We start from the raw sequence: 23,713 nt of genomic DNA, 5'->3' as shown, positions 1-23,713 counted from the left end.
CATTTCACTAAGTACGTCTTTTTCTTGTGATTGTTAGTTTTTCTTCCCTTTTCTACGCTGATTAAGGCGCAGACCCGTTGGCATCATTTCACAAAATGTTGACCTGTGTCAACATTTGAAAAGTTTAAAAACTTGTGGAAAGAGCAGTTAGAGTCGTCAATGTTGACGAAAGGTTAATAATTAAACGTCTTCGACATAAATGTGTCGTAATTTAATGCTAAGCGAAAAATATTATTTGTTTTTATTCATGTAGTTAAACAAAAATGACAATACAACAATACACTGTATTTATCTTTTTTTGCATTACTAAACAAATTTTGAACCATGTAAATACCAACCTAAGACTTCATTTTGTTCATTATTTAATACTTTAAGTTCATTTAAAATCATATTGTTTTCGTGAAACTTAGCAATAAATTTTGCCAATTTAATTTCATGCAATCCGGCATTGACCAACTCGGTCAATCTTAGTCTTAACGTATCCATTTGTACTGTAATAAATTCAATAAATTCTAACTTCTTTGTAACAGGCCAAAATAATCAAGCTTTAAAAAATTGAGTAACGAAATGTATTAAATCACAATCCTGAGCTGCCGCCTCATCAAACATGATCAAAAATCCAATCAAACTATTGATTTACAATCTAATTTTAACATTTAAGGTCTTTCTTTATTCGATCTTCATATGTTCGTTTAAACACATTACCTATGGCATCTGCCATTTTGACTAAACAATTAATTAATCATACATACCAATATAATTAGCTCAATGTGAATGTACAGCGTATGGATTATATCTAGTTAACCGCCTATTGAGTATTTGCATCCCCGTTTGTCTGCGAATGAGTCGATAATAGTACTCACTACAGTATTCTTGAAGATACATACTTTCTCGAAGCTCCATTAAAAAGTTCAAACTATAAACGCTTTTAAATTACCAATGGCAATATTTACCCAAGATTTACCCAAGGGAGCCATTCATTAATAAGCGCCTAGGGTATTAGACTCGCTTAATATTGTTGGGCCTTGTCTATAATGTTCAAAGCAGGCAAGCCGTCGGTATAAACTTCATACTGTATATCTAAGTGCTTTACAATAAACTTCCAACGTTATCATGGCAAACGCTGTTCTATGCTTGCATAGCAATAAATTCTTCTCTTTCCCTTTTTATTTTCTGCTGAAACTAAAACAGACGTTTTACCTTCTGTGCCACATCCACTCTTCCTCTTTCATTTGCCATCTACCTCGGCATCATCAATTTCAATGACACCTAAAAGCCAATATAAACTGTCTCGATAGCTATTACAGTTCCCAGTTGACTTAGTATAAAGCGCGCCAATTGACATATATAAGTTTACTGAATTTCAATACCAAAATACTCTCTTTATCTGAGCCTAAAAAATTGATAGTCCATAACCACTTAATTAACGAAATAGGACTACCGTAGAATATTGTATCTGCTGTTACCGATGTTTGTTTAGGACATTGGTACATTCATATACATTAGGAATTGCAAGCTCATATCCATGCTCACAACTGCGATTAGGGCAAATAAAACCAATAGGCCATCTCATTTGCTTAATCTGATTTAAACACTCAACTTAAGAACAAAATTGACGTTGTCTTCTAAGTTGAATTAAGTGTGTAGTTGAATAATTTAAATTATCACTGTCATGACATGGATATGCTGTAATGACTGCATGAGATAATGGTTAGCAATCTAAAAATTTTCATATTGATTCAAAACTACACTATAAAAACTAGGAGCTGAAAACACTTATCTAAATCGGTTCGTACACAATAAAAAATAATTGAAACTTCAAGCGGAAAAATTGAACACCATGTTTAATGGTTTTGAACTGAATAAATCAGCCCATAATATATAAAAAAACCCACCTTCTTGAAAGGTGGGTTTTTATTTTAATAAATATATTTAACTTGGTATTTCAACCGTGTTCAACACATTATTTCAAACCAATGGCTTAGAATGACTGTTGAATTTTAAAGAACACTGTACGACCTAAAACATCGTATAAACCAGTGTTCACATCACGCCAACCTACAGATCCGTCATACCATGAAGGAGCTTCTTCATCTAGCAAGTTATTTACACCAAGTGTGACTTTACCATTCCAAGCATGATAGTAAGAAAACTGGATGTTATGCTTGAAATACGAAGGAATATCCGCAAGATAATCGGTGCCATACTCTTCATTACCAGATTCTTGTGAACCAATATAATAAGTAGTCCATGCAGCACTCATATCACCAGAAGTCCACGCTAAATTCACGTTACCACGATATTCTGGATAATCTTGTAATCCTGCATAATCAAAAGCAGCTTCACCAGGTTCAGATGTCTGTTTGAAATCTTGTACATAACCAAGCTCGGTTTTAATACCAAAGTCGCCATACTCAGTATCAATTGAATATGATGCTTTAAAATCGAAACCAGAAGTTTCTAAACTTGCCATATTACGGTCAAAACTGTAAGCAACATCAATCTTACCATCTGCGTCACGAATAATTGCAGTTGATGAGCCACTGTCACTTTCATCTTTTAATAAACGGGTTAATGTTGTAGATGCAATTTGGTTATCTAAAGTTAAATCATAGTATGACAATTCAAATGCTAAGCTATCAGTAGCATTCCAAACCACACCAGTAGTTAATGATTCACCTTCTTCAGGCTTCAGATCAGGGTTACCACCGAACCATGTTTTATGCTGTGAACCACCAACGGCACAGTAAACTGCATCATCGGCTGCGTTAGTTCCCGCATCACACCATAAGTTATCATCAGCAGTTTCAAAGCTCAATGCTTGACTAGAGAACATTTCGCCCATGTTAGGAGCGCGGAAAGACTCACCCCAACTAGCACGAACTAACAATGAATCAACAGGACGCCAAGCGATACCTATTTGAGGAGACACATTGTCAAATGAACCAGCAACAACTTGCTCACCAACATCACCTTCTTGATCATAATTGTCATAACGCACAGCAGCGTTAATATCAACATTGAAAGGTAGGCTTGCTTGTAATTCCATAAATGCAGAAGTACGGTCTCGAGTTGCATTTACATCATCACCACCAGAACCACCAGATACTCGTCCTGATGCAGATTGCGGATCACTCTTTTGAGTAAAGTCAACCGTTTCATATTCAATACCGAAAACACCAGATAAACTAAAATCATTCTCGTCTAGAAATAGAGTAGAAATTAAACCGTCAACCTGAGAGCTAACATATCGAGCTTGGTATAGACCAGTATGCGCCGCCTGGCCATAAAGATCTTCCATCTGGCTATTCCAATCGCCATAACTCATGCCAGTAGTATTAAAAATATCATACTCTTCACTATCAATTAGATTTTGAATGATATCATCGTTAATTAAGTTTTCATTGAAAGAATTCGTTGAAGAACGGCTATGTTGGCCATTTACTTCCCAATCAATACCATTACCAACATCAATAAAACCAACTAAACCACCAAAGAAATCAATATCGTTAATTTCAGTGCGGGTGTCACGATTGCCAAGTTGAGCACCACGCATATACAGATCTAAGTCTTCACCTGTTGGGTTATACGCATTGTCGGCTGACATTGTTGGTAAATTTGTTGATACTGGAGTACCCGCATAACGTGTTTCAGTTTCTGAAAGTGAAGCACTTGTACGACCTCGGAACTTAAGGTTATCAGCTAATTCATATGAAAAATTTGACAGTACAGAGTTTTGAACTACATCACCAAATAACTTAGTTACTTCGCCATAGCTATAAAGACAACGTCCAGTGTCAGCACTATCAGTCAAATCATACGTGTTAGGAGCTTGGTTACACATATCACGATTGGTAATCCATCCACTATCACCTACTCCGTTTGGTACTGAACTATATGATGAATAGTCAAAATAAGTTGGATCATCAAATTTCCAAATATCTTTATCCCAAACAGCATCAGCTTTATAGTACTCATATGTTAATGTAATATTACCTTTATCACTTGAGTAACCAGTTGCCACTGTAAATCTGTTTGTATCACCACCGTCTGTACTTGGCAGCTCAGTATCATAAGAAAAATCAAGGCCCTGATAGTCTTTTTTAGTGATAATGTTAATTACACCAGCGACTGCGTCTGAACCATAAACAGCTGAAGCACCTTCTCTTAAGATTTCAATGCGTTCAACAATTGCCATTGGAATTCTAGACGTATCAGCTGCAGCGCCTGAGCTAGAGCTAGTACCAGGCATGCGACGACCATCTAATAATACCAATGTATATTTGGCATCCAAACCACGCATTTGCACACTACTTGTTGCGGCAGCACCAGAACCATAGCCTGATGTTCCACGCCATGAACCAAAACTGTTAACAGATGAATTATTCAATACATCTGCAATTGTCGACTCACCAGTTAATTTAATATCTTCTGCGGTCAAAACCGTAACAGGTGACGCATTCTCCATATCAACTTGCTTAATACGCGAACCAGTTACCTCTATACGTTCTACTTTTTCGCCATCTTCATCAGCAGCAAAAACTGCTGGTGAAGCGAATGCTGCCGCGGCTGCACCACTGATCAGTGCTAATCGCACTGATTTAGCTAATACGTTCTTATGCATTGTCTATCTCCCTGGATTTTTTTATATCTTTCTTATAATAATGACGGCCATTATAGGCGTCTGTTAAATGAGAAAAATGCAACACAAATGCATTACAATCTCTCAATTACAGATGCAATAAAATCACATTTAAAACAACTAATCAACACTTTGAAATTACACATGCATAAAAGTTAACCAGATGTAAAAGATTTTAGTGTTGTGAAAAAACACTCAATAATAAATTAAACTTTTAAATACAAGCTATTAAGTCAATTATTATTGGTTACATATTTTATACAACCTAGAGTGTAAAAATAATCTATTGTTTTAAATCTATTTTTTACCAAGCCCTTACTATTAACTTTTCTTTAACATAAAAGGTTAATTTCAAACATTAAGAATTGCTCAATACCTTAAATTTTATCTACACATGGTTCAGTTATTAGTTTTAACCTTTAACTGGAAATCATCAGATAAGCTCAGTTAGTTATCTTAGTTTAGGCAAGGATTCAGTTAACTGTAATGAATGGAATTTAAAGGCTATGAATATTAAATTTAGGGGATATGAGACAGGTAAAAATGCTATCTGGAAATGTATAATGCCACCTCCCTTTAAGATAAATTAATGCATAAAAAATACGAACAACTTTGGCTTATTATTTTGTTTTTTTACAGTAGCATCATTTGATTGTTTACTAGCGCATCGAAACTCTGACCACATAGTTGCAAGATGGGCTCTGCGATGGGTTGAATTTGTTTACTAATGTAATATTCATAATCGATATTCTGTGGTTTTGCTTCAATTGCCTGTGCGCCAGTCAACGTCATAACGTATTTAATTTGTTGACCTTTACGAGTAACGTTTACGTCATCCAGAAGTTGAGCAAGCTGTTTGGCCGCTTTTACATGAGGGGATGATTTAGCGGTGTAATCTTCAACATTTCGCCTTAATCGCTTTTTGAAAATAAGCTCATTATCTCTAGCGCCACTTTTAATTGCCGCTAGCTCATTGCTCAAATAATCAATGACATCTTCGCCCTTGAAAAACAGTTCATATAAATGATATTGCATTCTTCGCGCGATAGGGCTCCAATCACTTCTCACCTGCTCCATCCCTTTAAACGTCAGTTTTAATTGTTGAGCGTCGTTTAATACCGCACCGACATAGCGTTTTTTACTGCCTTCATCTGAACCTCTTAGCGTAGGCATAATAAATTGTTCGAAATGGGTTTCAAATTCGAGTTCTAGATAGCTGTCTAATTGATATTCATCTGCACACCATTCAAGCCAGCGTTGGGTAATCAATGTCGACAAGTATTCACCAATCGCTTGGATATCCTTAATACCATGATTATCCCCTAACCACACAAATGTAGAATCGGTATCGCCATAAATCACTTGATAACCACACTCTTCTATCCATTGTTTAGTCAGTTTCATTATCTGATGACCGCGCATGGTAATAGAACTGGCAAGTTTTGCATCATGAAATACACAACCTCGAGAGCCTAATACGCCATATAACGAGTTCATAATAATTTTTATTGCTTGTGATAAAGGTGCATTTTTATCGCGTTTAGCCCGCTCACGTTGTTCCGCTAAACTTGCAATTAACGCTGGTAAAATAGGCTTGTTCCGACTGAATTTAGCGCCTAAATATCCATCCACTATAGTGTTATCAGCATTACAACTACTGGCGTGCAAACCTTCAACTAAACCTTTGGGATCGATAAGAAATGTTCTGATAATCGACGGATACAAGCTTTTAAAATCTAATACCAAAACATCTTTATAGTAGCCTGGGATAGATGACATAACATATCCGCCGGGGCTCTCAAGCCCGTGACTAGCGGGATGAGCTGGCGCAACAAAGCCACTTCGATGTAAGTGAGGTAGATACAAATGATAAAATGCGGCAATTGATGCACCAACGCGACCAAACTCTAAGCCGGTTAACTTGGCTCGTTCAAGGGCAAAATCTAATAATTGTGTTTTTTCAAAAATATCCCACACCAAACGACAGTCCGTAAGGTTATAAAAAGCCAGTGCATTTTTGTCTGTTTCAAATAAATGAGTAATTTCTTGTCCACGATTTTCAACATGATCTATGGCTTTCCCTTCGGCTAATAAGTGCCGCGAAACAGACTCTAATGAGAAACTATCAAATTGATAAAATGCCGCTTTAAGCCAATCAATACCATCCAGTACTACCCGTCCAGGTAAAGATAAGGTTTCAGGCCGATATTTGTCAGCCACTTTCCAGCTAAGTTCAGTATCACCTCGGCCGATGGTTAATGGGATTTGATGTAATACGCAGCGTTTATACAGCAAGGCTAAGTCAAAGGTCACCACCGCCCAACCGATGATAATATCGGGGTCATAGTCGCTAAACCATGCAATTAATCTCAGTATAAGCTCAACTTCATCCTTAACCCAAATAATGAACTCATGGCATTGTGCTTGTGGTTCGCCCACCATAATTACGCATTGATAATCGATTCCATACAAACCGACCGAATAAAGTTCACCAGCAAAACTACACTCAAAATCCAGTGAAACCATCTTCAAAGGAATATCAACAGGTTCGTTGGTGGGTATTTTTCTAGCCCGATTAATCTCTAATAAAGAAATTGTTGAAGTTGGATTACTGTCTTGATAGTACCCTGAGCACTCTATATCTAAGGCAATAAACCGTTCGATAAGATAACGTTGTTCAGGCCTTATATCGGCTTCAAATAAAGTAACCCCGATATCATTAGCAATGCGACTGAGTAATTTTAATTGCGTATTTGATTTAAGATACAAGGCACTAATAGGCTCATGCTCAAAGCTCATCAATGATTTCGACTCAGCCTTAAGGGCAAAACCGACTTTTTGACTTAATTGATTAACATCTTGTTGACGACAAAAACATATTACTTCACAGTGATACAGCTCTGCGAGTACTGGTCCCTGAGCCGTTTTAATATAGTATTGAAGCACTAACTGTCCATGCCTATAAATGGCATGACGAGTTAATACTCGCCCCTTTACATAGTTGAGACTTGATGGGATATTTGCTTGCTTCACTATGGGTTCGAATTCCTGCACAAGTTTACTCAATTTGATTTATTACTTCGTGGCATGCTAATTCACTGTTATTATGTACAGCATAATTCAGTCTATGCAGAAATCATACTTCCTATGCTACCGGATAACATAAAAAGTCAAATTCGCACCATTTATAAAGAAATTGCCGCATCTATGCCACAATTTCGATCTCGTCGCGAACAAAACTATATGGTAGCGGAAATATCTAAAACCTTAGCGGGTGAGTATGACAAAGACCGTCGCATTATTGTGGTTGAGGCTGGAACAGGTATTGGTAAATCATTGTCCTATATCTTAGGCGCTATACCTTTAGCGGTTGCCAGTAAAAAGAAAGTCTGTATTGCCACTGCAACCGTGGCACTTCAAGAACAATTACTCCACAAAGATCTGCCTCACTTTTTGCAGCAATCAGGAATTGAGTTTAAATTTGGGTTAGTAAAAGGTCGCCAGCGTTATGTGTGTTTAGCTAAACTTGAAGCCATGATAGGTGCACAAGATGGTTCACAAATGGCTATGTGGCAAACTAAGCCAGATCAAAGTCAAATAAATGAATTACAAAAACTGCATCAAGATTTTCATCAGAAACGTTGGAATGGTGAAATAGATACCTTAAAGCACCCTATTCCTGATTTTTTGTGGCAACAAATTTGCTGTGATAAGCACAGTTGTCATCGTCAAGTATCGGCGCATCATAATTGTCCGTTTCATAAGGCTCGTGAAGATGTTGATACTTGGGATGTACTCATTGTTAACCACAGTCTATTATTTGCCGATTTAGAGCTTGGTGGTGGCGTCATTTTACCAGAGCCAGAAGACATGTTTTATGTCATCGATGAGGCTCACCACTTGCCCATTGTTGCAAGAGACTTCTCCAGTGCTCAAGCTACATTGCGTGGTGCTTGTGACTGGTTAGAAAAAGCATCCAAAACCTGTTCTAAATTACAAAATCAATTGAAAACCACCCACATTATCGCCCCCGTACAGGCGATGCTTGATCACATTACCGATTTAACAAACCTACTGACTCAAGTGGCTCATTATTGTGACACTCAACCACAATTATTTGCTAACCCTGAATCTCGGCTTCGTTTTGAGCACGGTCAATTACCGCAATCATTATTAATACAGGCAGAAAATCTTGCTACCGCATCGGGCTCTGCGGTGAAACAGTTTAATAAAGTGGTGTCGGTATTAAATGAAGCAATCAAAGATGGTGAAGTGCCTAAACATCAGTCGGAAGGTTTGTTGTCTGAAACCGGATTCATCTTACAGAGGCTAGATAACTTACATAAGTTATGGAAGATGATGGCTAAAGAGGACAGCAAAAAAGGTGCACCAATGGCACGTTGGGCAGAATTAATTACAGGTAAACAACAAGATTACTTATTTTGTTCATCGCCTATCGAAGTCGGCTTTATGCTGGAATCTATGTTATGGCAAAAAGCCGCTGGAGTGGTATTGTGTAGCGCAACACTTAGAGCGTTAAATAGTTTCAACCATTTTGCTCATCAAGTGGGATTATCAATGAACGATGGTAGTCGTTTTTTGGCCTTGTTATCCCCTTTCGATTACGAAAATAATGCGACCTTATTTATTCCTCAAATGGTGTGCGAACCTACTGACGAGAATTATACCGCTGAACTAGCACAACATATTGTGACTCTCATCGATGGTGAAATGGCGACGTTAGTGCTGTTTGCTTCATATTGGCAAATGGATAAAGTGGTTGAACTCGTCGAAGGGAAAATCCCAAAAGAGCTGCTTTTTGTTCAAGGTGCCATTCCACGTCAACAAATATTAGAGCAACATAAAAAGCGCTGTGATGAGGGGCTACCCAGTGTTATTTTTGGTACCGGCAGCTTTTCTGAAGGTCTGGATCTACCCGGAGATTACTTAACAAACTTGATTATTACCAAACTTCCATTTGCGGTGCCTACCTCGCCAGTTGAACAAGCTCACGCGGAATATTTAAAAGTAAAAGGTGGTAACCCATTTTTACAGCTGACAATTCCCGACGCATCGCGTAAATTAGTCCAAAGTTGTGGCCGGCTCCTTAGAAAAGAGCAAGATTATGGCCGAGTCACTATTCTGGATCGCCGTTTAGTCACCAAACGTTATGGCAAATCATTAATTGATGCCCTGCCACCTTTTAGACGTGTTATCGAATAGGTATTGAGTTGGATTTATTATTAGACCCTAGCCATTGGGCTGTTTTAGCGGTCATTGGTATTATTGCTGGTTTTATTGATGCCATCGTTGGTGGCGGTGGACTGCTTTCTATTCCTGCATTACTCACCGTAGGCATACCTCCCCACTTGGCTTTAGGCACCAACAAACTAGCAGCATGTTTTGGATCGCTGACCTCAAGCTATACATTTTATAAACAACATTTATTTAACCCTAAAATATGGAAACCCTGTCTTTATGCCACGTTTTTAGGTTCGATCGCAGGGTGTATTTTAGTGTTTTTAATTGACCCCAAATGGCTTGAAAAAATTCTACCACTGCTCATTATTAGTATTGCTATTTATACCTTGTTAAGTCCTAAAGCGATGGGCGACAAAAATATTACGCTTCCTAAATTGCCATCACCAACAAATAAACAAATTAGCCAAGGTTTTATTTTGGGTGGGTACGATGGATTTGCAGGACCTGGCATAGGCGCTTTTTGGACCATATCGTCTATTTCACTTTACAAACTGCCCCTGTTGCACAGTTGTGGATTAGCCCGTGTGATGACAGCAGTGAGTAACATTACTGCGTTAATTATCTTTGCATCTATGGGGCAAGTTCATTGGATACTGGGTTTATGGATGGGTGTATGCATGATGGCGGGATCATTCATTGGCGCTAGAAGTGCAATTAGATTCGGAATACCTTTTATTAAACCCATATTTATTATTATGGTATTGTCGATAGCAGTCCATCTAACGTGGAGCGCATGGGCATGAACACCCAACAATTAGTATCAATGTTAAAACAGCAACTCGCGCAGCTTGAACAAGATGCATTAATTCATGACCAAAACTTAGCACCTTCACAGCGTAAATCATTACAAGAAATTGAGCGATTTAACAGCCAATTATTTGCTCAACAGGGGGCTCAACTAAGCCCTTGTATTGCACAGTTACGTCAAGACATTAAACAGCTAGAAAAACAACTATTCCTTAAGTTGGGTAGCAATGTTATCCAACTCAGTTGCGATCGTATTCAAGACAGATTTAGTGCATTACGCAGAGCATTACTCACTACCGACATTAATCTTAAATCTGAAGATCAGCGAAAAGCCAGTAATCGGGCTAGATATGCAAAAAAACAGCAACAAGCAGTACAAGACAGTGGATTTGGTTGGATAGCCAGTAATATCATGCAAAATAGCCATCAACTCTATGCCGAACTCAATAAACATTTAAATTGGGCTAATAAAATAGAGCAAAAAATTCAACAATTGGAAGCAAGTCTTGAATTCTGTCATAGTGATGACAAAATAAAATTGCAAAATGATATCCTTATGATGCATCGTCGTTTAGGAAAATGTAAACAAGCAACCAGTTATATTGAAGAGCGAATTCAACTTTTTGAAAAGCCTCGCCAAAGTTACCCACGTTAAGGAGAAACAATGAAATCTTTATTTACCGCTAGTGCGCTTTTGGCATTGCTGACATCATCATCAGTCTTAGCTGCTAATATAACCATCCCCATGTCTTTTGAGTATTTAGCACTTGATGGTACAGAGGTTGAGACCAGCATGTTTAACCATCAATCTGATCTAGCATTGACTAATGGCACCCATAAAATTGCGGTTCGTTACCACGATGTAGTTGAGGATTCCTTTAGTGATAGTCAATCCTTTGTAAAATCAAGCCCATTAATTATAACGTTGACTGTTGATGGTGATCATCAATACCTATTGCAACCAGCTGAAGGTAATGTAATTAAAAAACCTAAATCATTTGCAAAAAAACCGCAAATCATTATTAAGCGTCAAGACAATGCGGCTGTGACTTACACCGTAGAACAAACCAATTTTACTGAAGATTCACTTCTTACGAGTCTATTTAATAAAAAAAATCAGCATGATATTGAAACTTTATCAGCTTCCGCTACGGGTGACGGTAGCCAAGCAATACAAGCTGTCGAGATCAAATCAGACATTGAATCTGCAACAATGGCACCTGTTGCTGCACCTATTATTTCAACTGCAACTGCACAAAAATCAACCCCTGCACAAGCTGAACAAATGTTGCAGTATTGGTGGTTACAAGCCGATGAAAAAACACGTAAAGAATTCATGGGCTGGGCAATAAAGCAACTGTAAGCTTATGTCGATACCTTTTGTATATCACGCCAGCTATTCAAAGCTGGCGCTACCGAGCACCCATCGCTTTCCTACTACCAAATATCATAATTTGTACCAACATGCGCTCAAACAACATTTATTGTTTGAGCGTTATCGGCATATCCCTTCGCCAATAAGTATAGACATGCTTTATGGCGTGCATTGCCCACAGTATGTCGACCAATTTATCAATGGCACGTTAGATCACAAAGTTCAAAGGCGTATCGGGTTCCCATGGAGCACTGAGTTAGTCACCCGTACTTTACATGCCGTAAATGGAACCCACTTATGTGTTGAGTTGGCACTTAAACATGGAATCGCAGTGCATTTAACGGGTGGTTATCATCATGCACATTATGACTTTGGTAGTGGTTTTTGTATTTTTAATGACTTAGTCATTGCCGCTAAATCAGCCATTGAATCTGGAGAAGTTGATAAAGTACTTATTTTTGATTGTGATGTTCACCAAGGGGATGGAACAGCGACACTCACACAAGGTGACCCTAACATCATTAACTGCTCAATCCACTGCGCAAAAAATTTCCCATCAAGAAAACAACAATCTGACTACGATATTGATCTCGATAAAGGCTGTACCGACACTCGTTATCTGGAACATATACAACAAATATTGCCTTACCTGATCCGTCTCCATCAACCTGATTTGATTATTTATGATGCTGGTGTCGATATCCATCAAGATGATGACTTAGGATACTTCTCGATTTCAAATCAGGGTATTCTCGATCGAGACAAACAGGTAATATCAATAGCGAAAATGCATAACATCCCACTTGCAGCAGTGATAGGTGGAGGCTATAGTCGTAGTGAAACAGAATTAACGCTCCGACATAGTCAATTATTAATTGCAGCAAATGAATCATGGTTATCAACCCAGTAAGCCACGGCTTACTAAAGCACCACCGAGCTAATATCAATACTCCCGACATTACAGTTTATGTCGATAAATCAAACAATCTCAATGGAGCGTAATAATGCAATTAGAAATCCGAAACTATTATGAAGTTCTATTAATGGAAATGCTGAGAGATGGGGGCTTAATGGAAGAGCTACCAGAAGAATACTTAGCTGACTTATGCTGCGTGACATTAAATCAGTTACCTGTAAGGTACATTCGACATTTAGTTGATACGTATTTCTTTGAAAATTATCAAGAGCTGGCACAAATGAAAACAGAGATAAGTGAAGCACTTGAACGTTCGAGACAATTCCTTAAAGTGAATTTGCAAAAACGCTTACAAGAAGAAGCCGATCTGGCTGCGGCACAACAATAATAAAATGATCGATTAGATAAAAAATGGTACGGGGAATATTGGAGGTTCCCCTAGAGCCGACACCCCGGCACATGAGTCACTTGCTGCGGTTGCTCCCTTCCAGGCCTGGCCGAGTTCACAAGTTATCATTGCGGGGGGACCCTAGGGTCACCATTGATTTCCGAATCATAAAAAAACAGCTTATGTCTCAGAACGAGGCGATTATCCCCTAACCCATTGGCTTGATCAAGCCTTAATCTTAATAAGTTCCCAATCCTCTACCTAACTGCACAATACTTAACCTCAACGAGAGATAAGAGATAGGTTAACCGTTAAAAATGAGTTTATTTTTTAATTAGGTATACCAGTAAGGCGTAACTCACTGGTTATCGTCTTTGTACTGTCATCCCATTAAGTAAACAGATACTGCTTGTTTGACGTAACATACGGTTAATCGTGTCACTAAAAAGGTAATTGTAATTGTTGATACAGCTATTGATGGTTTAGGTGCTCATTATACTTGATACAATTCTAGAGGCCGCAGAACAAAAGAAGACTATTGCCTTTGTGTTATGAAAGAGTTTAATGGCACCTATATATCAATATGACATTTCACAATTCTCCTTCTATTTTGGCTAATGTAACACCTAAATTGATACCAGTATTCAAGTGATATCCGCCTAATTTATAAGTAAAGACAAACATGTTTTCATAAATTTGGACTTTAATAAAATGTATAAACATTTAACCTTTATGTATCAATGTAACTGTTGTTTTATCGACTAATTTTCTCAACTTAATCCTAAAATATTATTTTTTGCGAACAATCAACTCCTATGAATTCAGCATTTAATATACCTCTTAATTAATAGGCCGATCATCATCACACTATTACATTCGAGTTAAAGACGAGTGGGTGTTTGTAAAGTAATATTATGACTGGGAAATTTAATTCCAACATCAACTTAACTGAACAAGATAATTGCAGAACATACTGCCAGTAAGTTAGACGGATGACCTTTGCAGGGAAAATATGATGAATACAAAACACAAAAAAATGGCATTGGTATTTGCAATGTCAGCTTCAATGACATTGGTAGGTTGTGGCGGAAGCGATGATAATGTAGCTGAAGTGACGACCCCAGACACCTCTGGCAGCGAACCTGCTGCAGCCATCACAGCATTGAACTTAGACATCACCAAAGTCACTTACCAAGACAATAAGCCGACGATAGAAGTATTTGCTACCAATTCAGAAGACCTCCCTGTAGTAGGCCTTACCGAACTCGAAGTTAAGAAAGTCGTTCAGCTTATCCCTGCTGGCGCAAGTGGTGCAGGCAACGCTGCTCAATGGCAATATATTGGCTCGCAAGAAACATTTACAGATAACGCTGACGGAACGTATAGCTTTACCATAGATGTTGAAGGTTTTAATCCAGAGTTAACGCAAAGATATAATGTGATTGCCAGCGCATCGACTTTACAAGATGGCACAACCACAGTACCACGCACCGAATACACCGAAGATTTTGACGGTGAAGGCTTTACCGCTAAATACACTAAAAACATTGTGAGTGGTGCTGCGTGTAATACTTGCCATGCAAAAGGTGAGAAAATTTATCATAGCTATACTGATTTAGAAACCTGTACTTCATGTCATACCAACGAATTAGCCATTGAAAAAGGCAAAGTTCAAGATGATTTTAGCCACTTAATCCACAATGTTCATAATAATGCCAAAATGTATGGCAAGAACATGGATAAAAGCGCTGAAACAGCTTATGCCATAGTGCAAGATAACTGTTCAACATGTCATGTTGATTCAGAACAACTCAGTGAATCGGGTAACTGGACACGTATTCCAACCATGGAAACCTGTTCAAGCTGTCATACGGATATTGACTTTAAAACAGGTCAAGGGCATTCACAACAAGTCGATAACTCAAATTGTATTGCATGTCATAATGCTAGCTGGACAGAAGAGTTACATACTGCAACCTTTACTCAGAAAAAAGCATTTATCGACTCATATGGCATGAGTGCAACCCTAACAGCAAATAAAGCCAGTACTGACGACAAATCTGCAACCTTATCGGTAACGATATTAGATGCTAACGGTGCAGCAGTTGATGCCACAAGTTTAGTGAGCAAAATTCAACGTCTTGAAACAAACACTAACGTTGGCCCTAACTTCCCTATCATGGGATATAACGCTAGCCCAGGTAACGGCTTAGCCAAAATCAGCAAAGACTTTATCTCCGCGGGTGAATTACAAACTGATGTCAGTATTGAATCAGGTAAGTTGGTATACAACATCGCATCACTACCATTTGGTGCTGATGATACCGATACCGCATTTAGCTTTATCGGCCTTGAAATGTGTAACGACGGAGTCCAAGCAATTGATTGTGGTGATGACGTAGCGACCACTAGTATGAAAGCCGAGCTAACATTTGGTACTTTATCAGGGGATGCCCCAAGCTATCGTCACATCGACTCGGTCAATTATGGCTCATGTGATAATTGTCATGGCGACACCTTTGAATTACATAAAGGTCACCATGCTGGCTTTGTGATGACAGAGCAATTAGCTCGTGAACTCAATGGTGAACTCACAGTTGGTTTGGATGCTTGTGTAGTTTGTCATACACCTGACGGCACATATGCTTCTGGTGCGAATCAAGGCGCAATTGAAATGAAATTGCACAGTGTTCATGGTGAACAAGGTATTATTAAAGAGTGTACCCAGTGCCACAATGACTTTAATCTTGATGCATTCAAAGTTAAAGGTGCACTAGCAACTTCAGCAGGTCTTTATACAACACCTATTACCGCGACATGTGCTTCATGTCATGGATTTGACACGATAAAACAACATGTTGAACTCCAAGGTGGTGCAGTTGTTAACGGTAGTTACCAACAAGCCAATGATGCTGCGCAATTAGAAACCTGTTTCGACTGCCATATACCTACCATTGAAAATCACAACCAAGTGAAACTTTAATTTGTCCATTGAGAGAGGAGCCCAGCTTCTCTCTCATGTTATGACTTACGTTATTAATCAGTGACTATTAAATGGACAAATCAGGAAGTCGACTTATGAAGACCACACATCAAATTAATACACTATTTTTCGCCCTACTCTGCCTCACCGCTTCGTCTGTATTTATGTCGAATAATGTGCAAGCGGCAAAGTGGGACGCCAGCATGACACCAACAGAAGTTGAAGCCACTTTAGATAAGAAATTCGCCGAAGGTAAATATTCTCCTAAGGGCGCTGACTCATGTTTAATGTGTCATAAAAAGTCAGAAAAAGTGATGGCCATCTTTAAAGGTGTACATGGCTCAATTGACTCTTCAAAAAGCCCAATGGCAGGATTACAGTGCGAAGCTTGTCACGGCCCACTTGGCTCTCATAATCGTGGAGGTAAAGAACCCATGATCACATTTGGCCCAACGTCAACACTCTCTGCAGACAAACAAAATAGTGTCTGTATGAGTTGCCATCTCGACGATAACCGCATGTCTTGGGACAGCAGTCATCACGCCAATGGCGATGTAGCTTGTGCGTCTTGCCATAGTGTACACGCAGAACACGACCCTATATTGTCAAAGCAAACTGAAATGGAAGTGTGTACGAGTTGTCATGCCAAGCAAAAAGCCGACATGAATAAGCGCTCAAGTCACCCAATGAAATGGAATCAAATGACGTGTAGTGACTGTCATAATCCTCACGGCAGCATGAGCGATGCAGATCTAGTTCAGCCTACTGTAAATGAAACCTGTTACTCATGTCATGCAGAAAAGCGCGGTCCTAAATTATGGGAGCATGCACCTGTTACCGAAAATTGTGTTAATTGCCATAATCCACACGGTTCAGTTAACGATGCCATGCTCAAAACGCGTGCACCACAATTATGTCAACAATGTCATGCAGGTGATGGGCACACCAGCAATGCTTATTTAGGCAACACTGACATGGGCTCAACTGTAAATGGTAGCGCCTTTACTGGTGGTCGTAGCTGTTTGAACTGTCATAGTCAAGTACATGGTTCAAATCATCCATCTGGTAAGTTATTGCAACGCTAAGGATAAATATATGAACACTAAATTAAATCTTATCACCTTAGCGTTACTGACTAGCACCAGCTTTGGCCTAATGGCAGATGGTTACAGTCTTGCAAACGCTAAAACTGAAAACGTTAAGTATTCAGCATGGAAATGTAAAGGGTGTGCAGTCGATACAGGTACCACTGGTACTGTAGGTGTCGGCGTCGCTTACAACAGTGAAGACGATATACATTCAGCAAACGCTTTTCATAACAGTAATCAAACTGCTGGCAAAGTTGATGCTGATATTAAATATAATGGTGAGAATGGCTATCAAGCAAAGGTCACTGCCTACAACATGGGCATGGACAATGGCCGTATGGACGTTGAAGTCGGTAAGCCCGGAACCTATCAACTCAATTTGAACTATCGCGCTATTGAGACTTATAAAAGTAACAATGCCTTAAGCCCTTATCAAAATATCGGCAGCGATGATCTTACGCTAGCCAGTAATTGGGTCACTGCAGGTTCTACTCCAGATATGCCAATGCTATCGAGCAGTTTAACGCCTTTTGAACTGTCGCTAAAACGTGAACGGGCGGGATTAGGTTTTGAATATCAAACTGAATCACTGTTCACTACCTACGTTAACTTTCAGCGAGAAGAGAAAACCGGAAACAAAATTGCTTCAGGTAGCTTCTTCAATCAATCAATCATGCTCGCAGAGCCCGTTGATTACACTACTGACGTTTTAAACGCGGGAATAAAACTGGGTGGTAAGAATTGGTTTACCAGCTTAAATTACACCGGTTCGGTATTTAATAACAACAACCAAGAGCTTGGTTTTGACAATGCGTTCAATCCTACTTTTGGTGCTCAAGATCACGGCTACATTGCACTTGATCCAGATAATGAATCACATACCATTTCGTTAATGGGCCAATATAATGATTCTATCACCAGCTTCAGTGGTCGCTTGCTCATTGGTCAAATGACTCAAGATCAGCAATTAACGGATATAGGTTATGGCTACTCGTTACCCGCTGAGAGTATTGATGCCAAAGTTGACATCACTGGCATGACATTAAAAGTAGTGAATAAACTGAGCCGAGGATGGCGTCTTACTGGTAGCTACGATTATAACGATAGAGAAAACAACACCAATATAGAGCAGTGGACTCAAATTAGCATTAATGATGTAACCGGTGAATTGGCTTACAACACGCCATACGATCTCACCACGCATCGTGCTAAATTATCAACTGACTATCGTATTAGCCATGATATTAAGCTTGATGCTGGTTACGATTTCGAAAGAAATGAACGCAGCTATCAAGACCGTGAAAAAACCGATGAGAATGATCTTTGGGCGCGTATACGCCTAAATAATTTTGACATGTGGGACATGTGGCTTAAAGGTAGCTTTAGTCAAAGAGATGGTTCTGAGTATCAAGCATCGGAGTCATCATCGTCTGAACAAAACTCACTGTTACGTAGATACTACTTGGCCGATCGTGATCGCACTCAAGTTGAAGCGCGGTTTAATCACACTCCAATTGATAACTTAACTGTCGATTTTGGTGTTCGTTATGCCCTTGATGATTATACCGATACTAACATCGGCCTAACCGAGTCAAAAGATACCAATTACGATATTAATCTTAACTACATGGTTAATAGCGATATCAATATCAATACATTTTATAACCATCAAGTGATTAAATCGGAACAATCTGGCAGTACCAACTTCAGTATAGCCAATTGGCAAGCCAATATTGAAGACACTGTCGATGTTGTCGGAGCAGGTTTAAGCTACAATAATTTAATGGATAGTCGTTTACGACTAGGATTAGATTACACCTACTCAGACTCAGACAGCACGACCCAAGTTAGACAAGGTATTACCGGTAATTACGGTGACTATTTTGCCAAAGTGCATAACGTGAATGTGTACGCTCAATATCAAGCCACTGAAAAAATGGCCTTCCGCATTGACTACAAAATGGAAAAATATCTTGATAACGATGATGCTAATGATCTTGAAGTCGATACCATTTGGAACGTAATGAGTTTAGGTAATTTACAACATGACTACACGGCACATATGATCATGCTCAATGTTCAATATACATTGTAAATGACATATTTTTCGTAAGAAAAGTAATTGCACCTGTAACATTACGCCAACCTGATCTAGGTTGGCGTTTTTATAGCGCTTCTTTTAATAAGTACCAAAAGTTGAATATATAAAAATACCTTAACAAACGGTGTTAGCATGGCATTAATATCTCAATTAACCTTATGGTCTTATACTGAAGAGCACTAAGGCCATAACCTGACGTATAAATATTCAAATATCAAACTCTTTATACGTCAACGGCATTCAACTGCGTAATCTACATCATGTATTATCACATACCATTATTTACCGCTCAGAGGAATTCATGTTTCAGATTGACACACTAATTGCCGCTAAGATTGTTGACCGAACCATGAAAATTATTGGCCATAATATCAATGTGATGAATGCTCAAGCAGTTATATTGGGATCAGGTGATGTTGAACGAATTGGCACTATACATGAAGGCGCATTATTGGCTATTAGCCAAAACCGTAACGTTGAGATAAGTCAAACTATCGCTTCAAATCTACAAGGGGTAAAACCTGGGCTTAATTTACCATTGCATTATCAAGGTCAAGTTGTCGGTGTGATTGGCATCACAGGCGAACCCGATACGTTAAGTCACTATGGTGAATTACTTAGAATGACCGCAGAAATGATTGTCGAGCAAGCCAATTTACAAGAACAATTACAATGGCAAAATCGTCAAAAAGAAGAGTTTATTTCACAACTCATTCATGCCAACGAACAAGACTTAGTTTCATTAAAGCAATGGGCATTGCAATTAGGTATTGATTTAAGCGTACCAAGAGTCGCTGCAATTATCGAATTAGATAGTAATAACCCACTATATCAACAAGATAATCAAGCATTAAAACAAGTCCTGTATTTATTACAAAACCCTGTACGCGATAATTTAATCGCCATGACTTCACTAACACAATTAGTGATTTTAAAACCTGCGTTTTTAGACGGTAAACAATTTGACTCAGAACTCGAAAATCAACGCATCAACCAATTACTCAAACGCTTACCCGCAAACATGCAACTTAGCCTACATATATCGTTAGGCCATTATTTTAGCGGTGATTTAGGTATCAGTTACTCTTACCGCACCGCCAAAGAAACCATGGATATTGGCAAAAAATTACACCCAACAAAAAGCAAATATTTATATCAAGATTACAGCTTGCAAGTGCTTTTATCAGGCTTACGTCACCACTGGCGAGGTAATGCCCTTGCCGGGCCTTATATGAAACTGATTGAAGTGGACAAAAATCTACAACTGCAAAAAACCCTTGCCGCTTATCTTGAACATATGGGAGACATACAAACCTGTGCTAACAGCTTGTTTATACATCGAAACACATTACGTTACCGATTAGATAAGATTCAAACCATCACCAATATCGATTTACACAGTTTTAATGGCTTACTGAGTCTCTATTTAGGTCAGCTAATACATCAACCTAACGCCTAATTGTGCAATGGCACAAAAATAGTCACGAATTGTATATTTATCAGTTCCGATGAACAAAGTAATTTATTATTAATGGTTTACTATGATGAATACTAAACCACTCATACAAAAATAAATAACGAGTACTCTATGGGACTAATCTTGATCTTACTCGGCGTGATAGCATTCATTGTCATCGCCACCTCCAAATTTAAACTACATCCTTTTTTAACCCTTATTCTAGCGTCATTTATCACCGCATTTGCCTATGGCTTACCCACCAATGACATTGCCAAAATTATCACTGGTGGTTTCGGTGGGATTTTAGGTTATATCGGTTTAGTCATTGTATTAGGTACGATTATCGGTACTATTCTCGAAAAAAGCGGCGCGGCAATTACCATGGCCGATGTGGTCATTAAACTGTTTGGCCAGCGTTTTCCAACCCTAACCATGTCAATGATTGGATATTTGGTGTCGATACCTGTTTTCTGTGATTCAGGTTTTGTTATCTTAAATTCATTAAAACAATCGATGGCTAACCGTATGAAGGTGTCACAAGTTTCCATGAGTGTCGCACTAGCAACAGGGTTATACGCTACTCATACTTTTGTGCCTCCTACTCCAGGTCCTATCGCAGCGGCAGGGAATCTAGGGCTTGAGTCGCAACTAGGACTAGTAATAGCTGTAGGTGTGTTTGTAGCAGCGATTGCCGCTTTTGCTGGTATGTTATGGGCCAACCGTTTTGCTAATGAGGAACCAGATGGAGAAGGCGCAGAGGAACTTAAGCTGTCTCAGCAAGATTTTGATGAACTAAAAAAAGTTTATGGCGAGTTACCTAGCCCAATAAAAGCATTCTCACCTATTTTTGTCCCTATTATTTTTATTTGTTTAGGTTCAGTGGCTAACTTTCCTTCAAAACCGCTTGGAGAAGAAAGCTTATTCAATATGTTAGTCTTTTTAGGTCAACCCGTTAATGCCTTAATGATTGGCTTACTGTTATCGTTATTTTTGTTAAAAAGTAACGAAAAAATTAAAGAATTTAGTGAACGTATTGGCCATGGATTAGTTGTCTGCGCGCCCATTTTATTAATCACTGGTGCTGGTGGTGCATTTGGCGCGGTATTAAAAGCCACTGAAATTGGTGTGTTTCTTGGTAACGGTTTATCAGGATTAGGTGTAGGTATTTTTATGCCGTTTATTGTTGCAGCCACACTGAAATCAACCCAAGGTTCATCCACTGTTGCCTTGGTCGCCACGTCTGCATTAGTGGCACCATTATTAGGCGATATTGGTTTAGCTTCAGAAATGGGTCGAGTATTAACCGTAATGGCTATTGGTGCAGGAGCAATGACAGTTTCACATGCCAATGATAGCTTCTTCTGGGTAGTAACTGAGTTTAGTCACATGAGCGTTAAACAAGCTTATCGGGCCCAAACAATGGCGACCTTGATCCAAGGTATCACGGCGATGATTACCGTTTATCTATTGAGCTTATTTTTACTGTAAATTATTAATCAGAGCCTTATTATGAAGATTGTTATTGCACCAGATTCATTTAAAGAAAGCTTAAGCGCGCTCGAAGTGGCCAATGCCATCGAACAAGGGTTTAAGGTTATCTTTCCTGATGCAGAATATTGCAAAGTGCCGATGGCCGATGGCGGCGAAGGAACAGTACAAGCCATGGTTGATGCCACCCAAGGAGAGATTATCAACCTCACGGTCACAGGTCCTTTAGGATTACCTGTGGATGCATTTTATGGTGTGTTAGGGCAACTTGATGAAGCTGGAAACCAAACTGCGGTCATAGAAATGGCCGCGGCATCGGGCTTACACCATGTGCCGTTAACCCACCGGAATCCGTTATTAACCACCAGTTTTGGTACTGGTGAGTTAATTGTTGATGCATTGAATAGAGGCATTAGACATATCATTTTAGGCTTAGGAGGCAGTGCGACTAATGATGCAGGCGCAGGAATGATGCAAGCATTAGGCGTAAAACTTAGCGATATTGCTGATGCACCGCTGCCTTTTGGGGGCGCTGCCCTCAACACCTTGCATCAAATAGATATTCAATCGCTTCATCCCGCAATTAAAGATTGTGTCGTTGAAGTGGCATGCGATGTCGATAATCCATTATGTGGACCAAGAGGTGCCAGTGCTATTTTTGGCCCACAAAAAGGGGCCACAACTGAGATGATAGAACAACTCGACCAAGCTTTAGAATATTTTGCCCACACCATTAACCAGCAACTTGGCCAATCAATGAATACTTATTGCCGATTACATCCTGGAGCAGGGGCTGCTGGAGGCATGGGGTTTGGCGTGATGGCGATATTAAATGCGTCCTTAAAGCCTGGTGTCGATATTGTCACCAAAAGCGTTAAACTGGCGGAGTATTGTCGCGATGCTGATTTAGTGATCACTGGCGAAGGTCGTATTGATGGCCAAACGGTATTTGGTAAAACCCCTATGGGAGTACTTAACGTGGCTAAGCTGCAAAACATTCCCGTTATTGGCATTTCTGGATGTCTTGGCCAAAATGCAGATGCTATTTTAGTCGAAGGCATGAACGCAATTTTCCCCATTATTCCAAGTTTACAACCATTAGAACAAATATTGTCTGAAGCCCAAATTAATTTAACCAATACTGCACGAAATATTGCGGCAATTATGTCTCTTTCATTGGTTAAAAAGTAATGTTATCCAGCACAAATACACTTATATATTTGTGCTGGATAAATCCTATCGACATCACTCATTTTTCGCATAT

At 39.1% G+C, this 23,713-nt stretch carries 15 protein-coding genes, 1 other RNA gene and 1 pseudogene; 12 read left to right on the top strand and 5 right to left on the bottom strand.

Annotated elements, in window-relative coordinates; all coding sequences use genetic code 11:
* Window positions 1-306 precede the first annotated feature (306 nt).
* The 4 genes and pseudogenes from FH971_RS20375 to FH971_RS06765 form a co-directional block, all read right to left on the bottom strand.
* A complete protein-coding gene (locus tag FH971_RS20375; RefSeq protein WP_167495990.1) occupies window positions 307-465 on the bottom strand; it encodes a hypothetical protein in 159 nt (52 codons plus the stop codon).
* 300 nt (window positions 466-765) lie between these two features.
* Window positions 766-1,600 (bottom strand): annotated as a pseudogene (locus FH971_RS06775) (IS1595 family transposase); the annotation flags it as partial.
* Window positions 1,601-1,981: 381 nt separating this feature from the next.
* Window positions 1,982-4,624, bottom strand: coding sequence for a TonB-dependent receptor plug domain-containing protein (locus tag FH971_RS06770; protein WP_140233795.1), 2,643 nt, complete (start codon window positions 4,622-4,624; stop codon window positions 1,982-1,984).
* A gap of 651 nt (window positions 4,625-5,275) precedes the next feature.
* Window positions 5,276-7,675: a DNA polymerase II gene (locus tag FH971_RS06765; protein WP_240778450.1), complete on the bottom strand. Its 2,400-nt coding sequence runs from the start codon at window positions 7,673-7,675 to the stop codon at window positions 5,276-5,278.
* Between the two features lie 114 nt (window positions 7,676-7,789).
* Here FH971_RS06765 and dinG point away from each other — a divergent pair, with 114 nt between their 5' ends.
* The 6 genes from dinG to FH971_RS06735 all read left to right on the top strand — a co-directional run bounded on the left by dinG (window position 7,790) and on the right by FH971_RS06735 (window position 13,330).
* Complete coding sequence (dinG, locus tag FH971_RS06760; RefSeq protein WP_140235537.1) at window positions 7,790-9,865, top strand: ATP-dependent DNA helicase DinG; 2,076 nt, start codon at window positions 7,790-7,792, stop codon at window positions 9,863-9,865.
* Window positions 9,866-9,873: 8 nt separating this feature from the next.
* Entirely contained in the window at window positions 9,874-10,647 is a 774-nt protein-coding gene (locus FH971_RS06755; protein WP_140233794.1) for a TSUP family transporter, read from the top strand.
* Window positions 10,644-11,306: a primosomal replication protein gene (locus FH971_RS06750; RefSeq protein WP_137221630.1), complete on the top strand. Its 663-nt coding sequence runs from the start codon at window positions 10,644-10,646 to the stop codon at window positions 11,304-11,306. Before FH971_RS06755 ends, FH971_RS06750 begins: the two co-directional genes overlap by 4 nt.
* Before the next feature lie 9 nt (window positions 11,307-11,315).
* A complete protein-coding gene (locus FH971_RS06745; RefSeq protein WP_140233793.1) occupies window positions 11,316-12,014 on the top strand; it encodes a DUF2057 domain-containing protein in 699 nt (232 codons plus the stop codon).
* A gap of 4 nt (window positions 12,015-12,018) precedes the next feature.
* Window positions 12,019-12,936 carry a histone deacetylase family protein gene (locus tag FH971_RS06740; protein WP_140233792.1) on the top strand — a complete coding sequence of 306 codons (918 nt, stop codon included), beginning with the start codon at window positions 12,019-12,021 and terminating at the stop codon, window positions 12,934-12,936.
* Between the two features lie 94 nt (window positions 12,937-13,030).
* Window positions 13,031-13,330 carry a late competence development ComFB family protein gene (locus tag FH971_RS06735; protein ID WP_137221636.1) on the top strand — a complete coding sequence of 100 codons (300 nt, stop codon included), beginning with the start codon at window positions 13,031-13,033 and terminating at the stop codon, window positions 13,328-13,330.
* Window positions 13,331-13,377: 47 nt separating this feature from the next.
* On the opposite strand, the gene ffs is transcribed toward FH971_RS06735, so the two are convergent.
* Window positions 13,378-13,475, bottom strand: an RNA gene (ffs, locus tag FH971_RS06730) — signal recognition particle sRNA small type.
* Window positions 13,476-14,342: 867 nt separating this feature from the next.
* Between ffs and FH971_RS06725 the strand changes: the two genes are divergently transcribed.
* From FH971_RS06725 to FH971_RS06700, 6 genes are all read left to right on the top strand, one after another.
* Window positions 14,343-16,313 (top strand): OmcA/MtrC family decaheme c-type cytochrome, encoded by a 1,971-nt coding sequence (locus FH971_RS06725; protein ID WP_140233791.1) that lies wholly within the window; start codon window positions 14,343-14,345, stop codon window positions 16,311-16,313.
* Window positions 16,314-16,408: 95 nt separating this feature from the next.
* Window positions 16,409-17,398: a DmsE family decaheme c-type cytochrome gene (locus FH971_RS06720; RefSeq protein WP_140233790.1), complete on the top strand. Its 990-nt coding sequence runs from the start codon at window positions 16,409-16,411 to the stop codon at window positions 17,396-17,398.
* 10 nt (window positions 17,399-17,408) lie between these two features.
* Window positions 17,409-19,496, top strand: coding sequence for an MtrB/PioB family decaheme-associated outer membrane protein (locus FH971_RS06715; RefSeq protein WP_140233789.1), 2,088 nt, complete (start codon window positions 17,409-17,411; stop codon window positions 19,494-19,496).
* Between the two features lie 307 nt (window positions 19,497-19,803).
* Window positions 19,804-20,961: a sugar diacid recognition domain-containing protein gene (locus tag FH971_RS06710; protein WP_140233788.1), complete on the top strand. Its 1,158-nt coding sequence runs from the start codon at window positions 19,804-19,806 to the stop codon at window positions 20,959-20,961.
* Between the two features lie 129 nt (window positions 20,962-21,090).
* Complete coding sequence (locus tag FH971_RS06705) at window positions 21,091-22,449, top strand: GntP family permease (protein WP_140233787.1); 1,359 nt, start codon at window positions 21,091-21,093, stop codon at window positions 22,447-22,449.
* 21 nt (window positions 22,450-22,470) lie between these two features.
* Window positions 22,471-23,640, top strand: coding sequence for a glycerate kinase family protein (locus FH971_RS06700; RefSeq protein ID WP_140233786.1), 1,170 nt, complete (start codon window positions 22,471-22,473; stop codon window positions 23,638-23,640).
* Window positions 23,641-23,713: the final 73 nt, after the last annotated feature.

Source organism: Shewanella polaris (genome assembly GCF_006385555.1).
Lineage (GTDB): Bacteria > Pseudomonadota > Gammaproteobacteria > Enterobacterales > Shewanellaceae > Shewanella > Shewanella polaris.
Note: the sequence above shows the minus strand (reverse complement) of the source record. Positions and strands in the feature narration are given on the sequence as shown.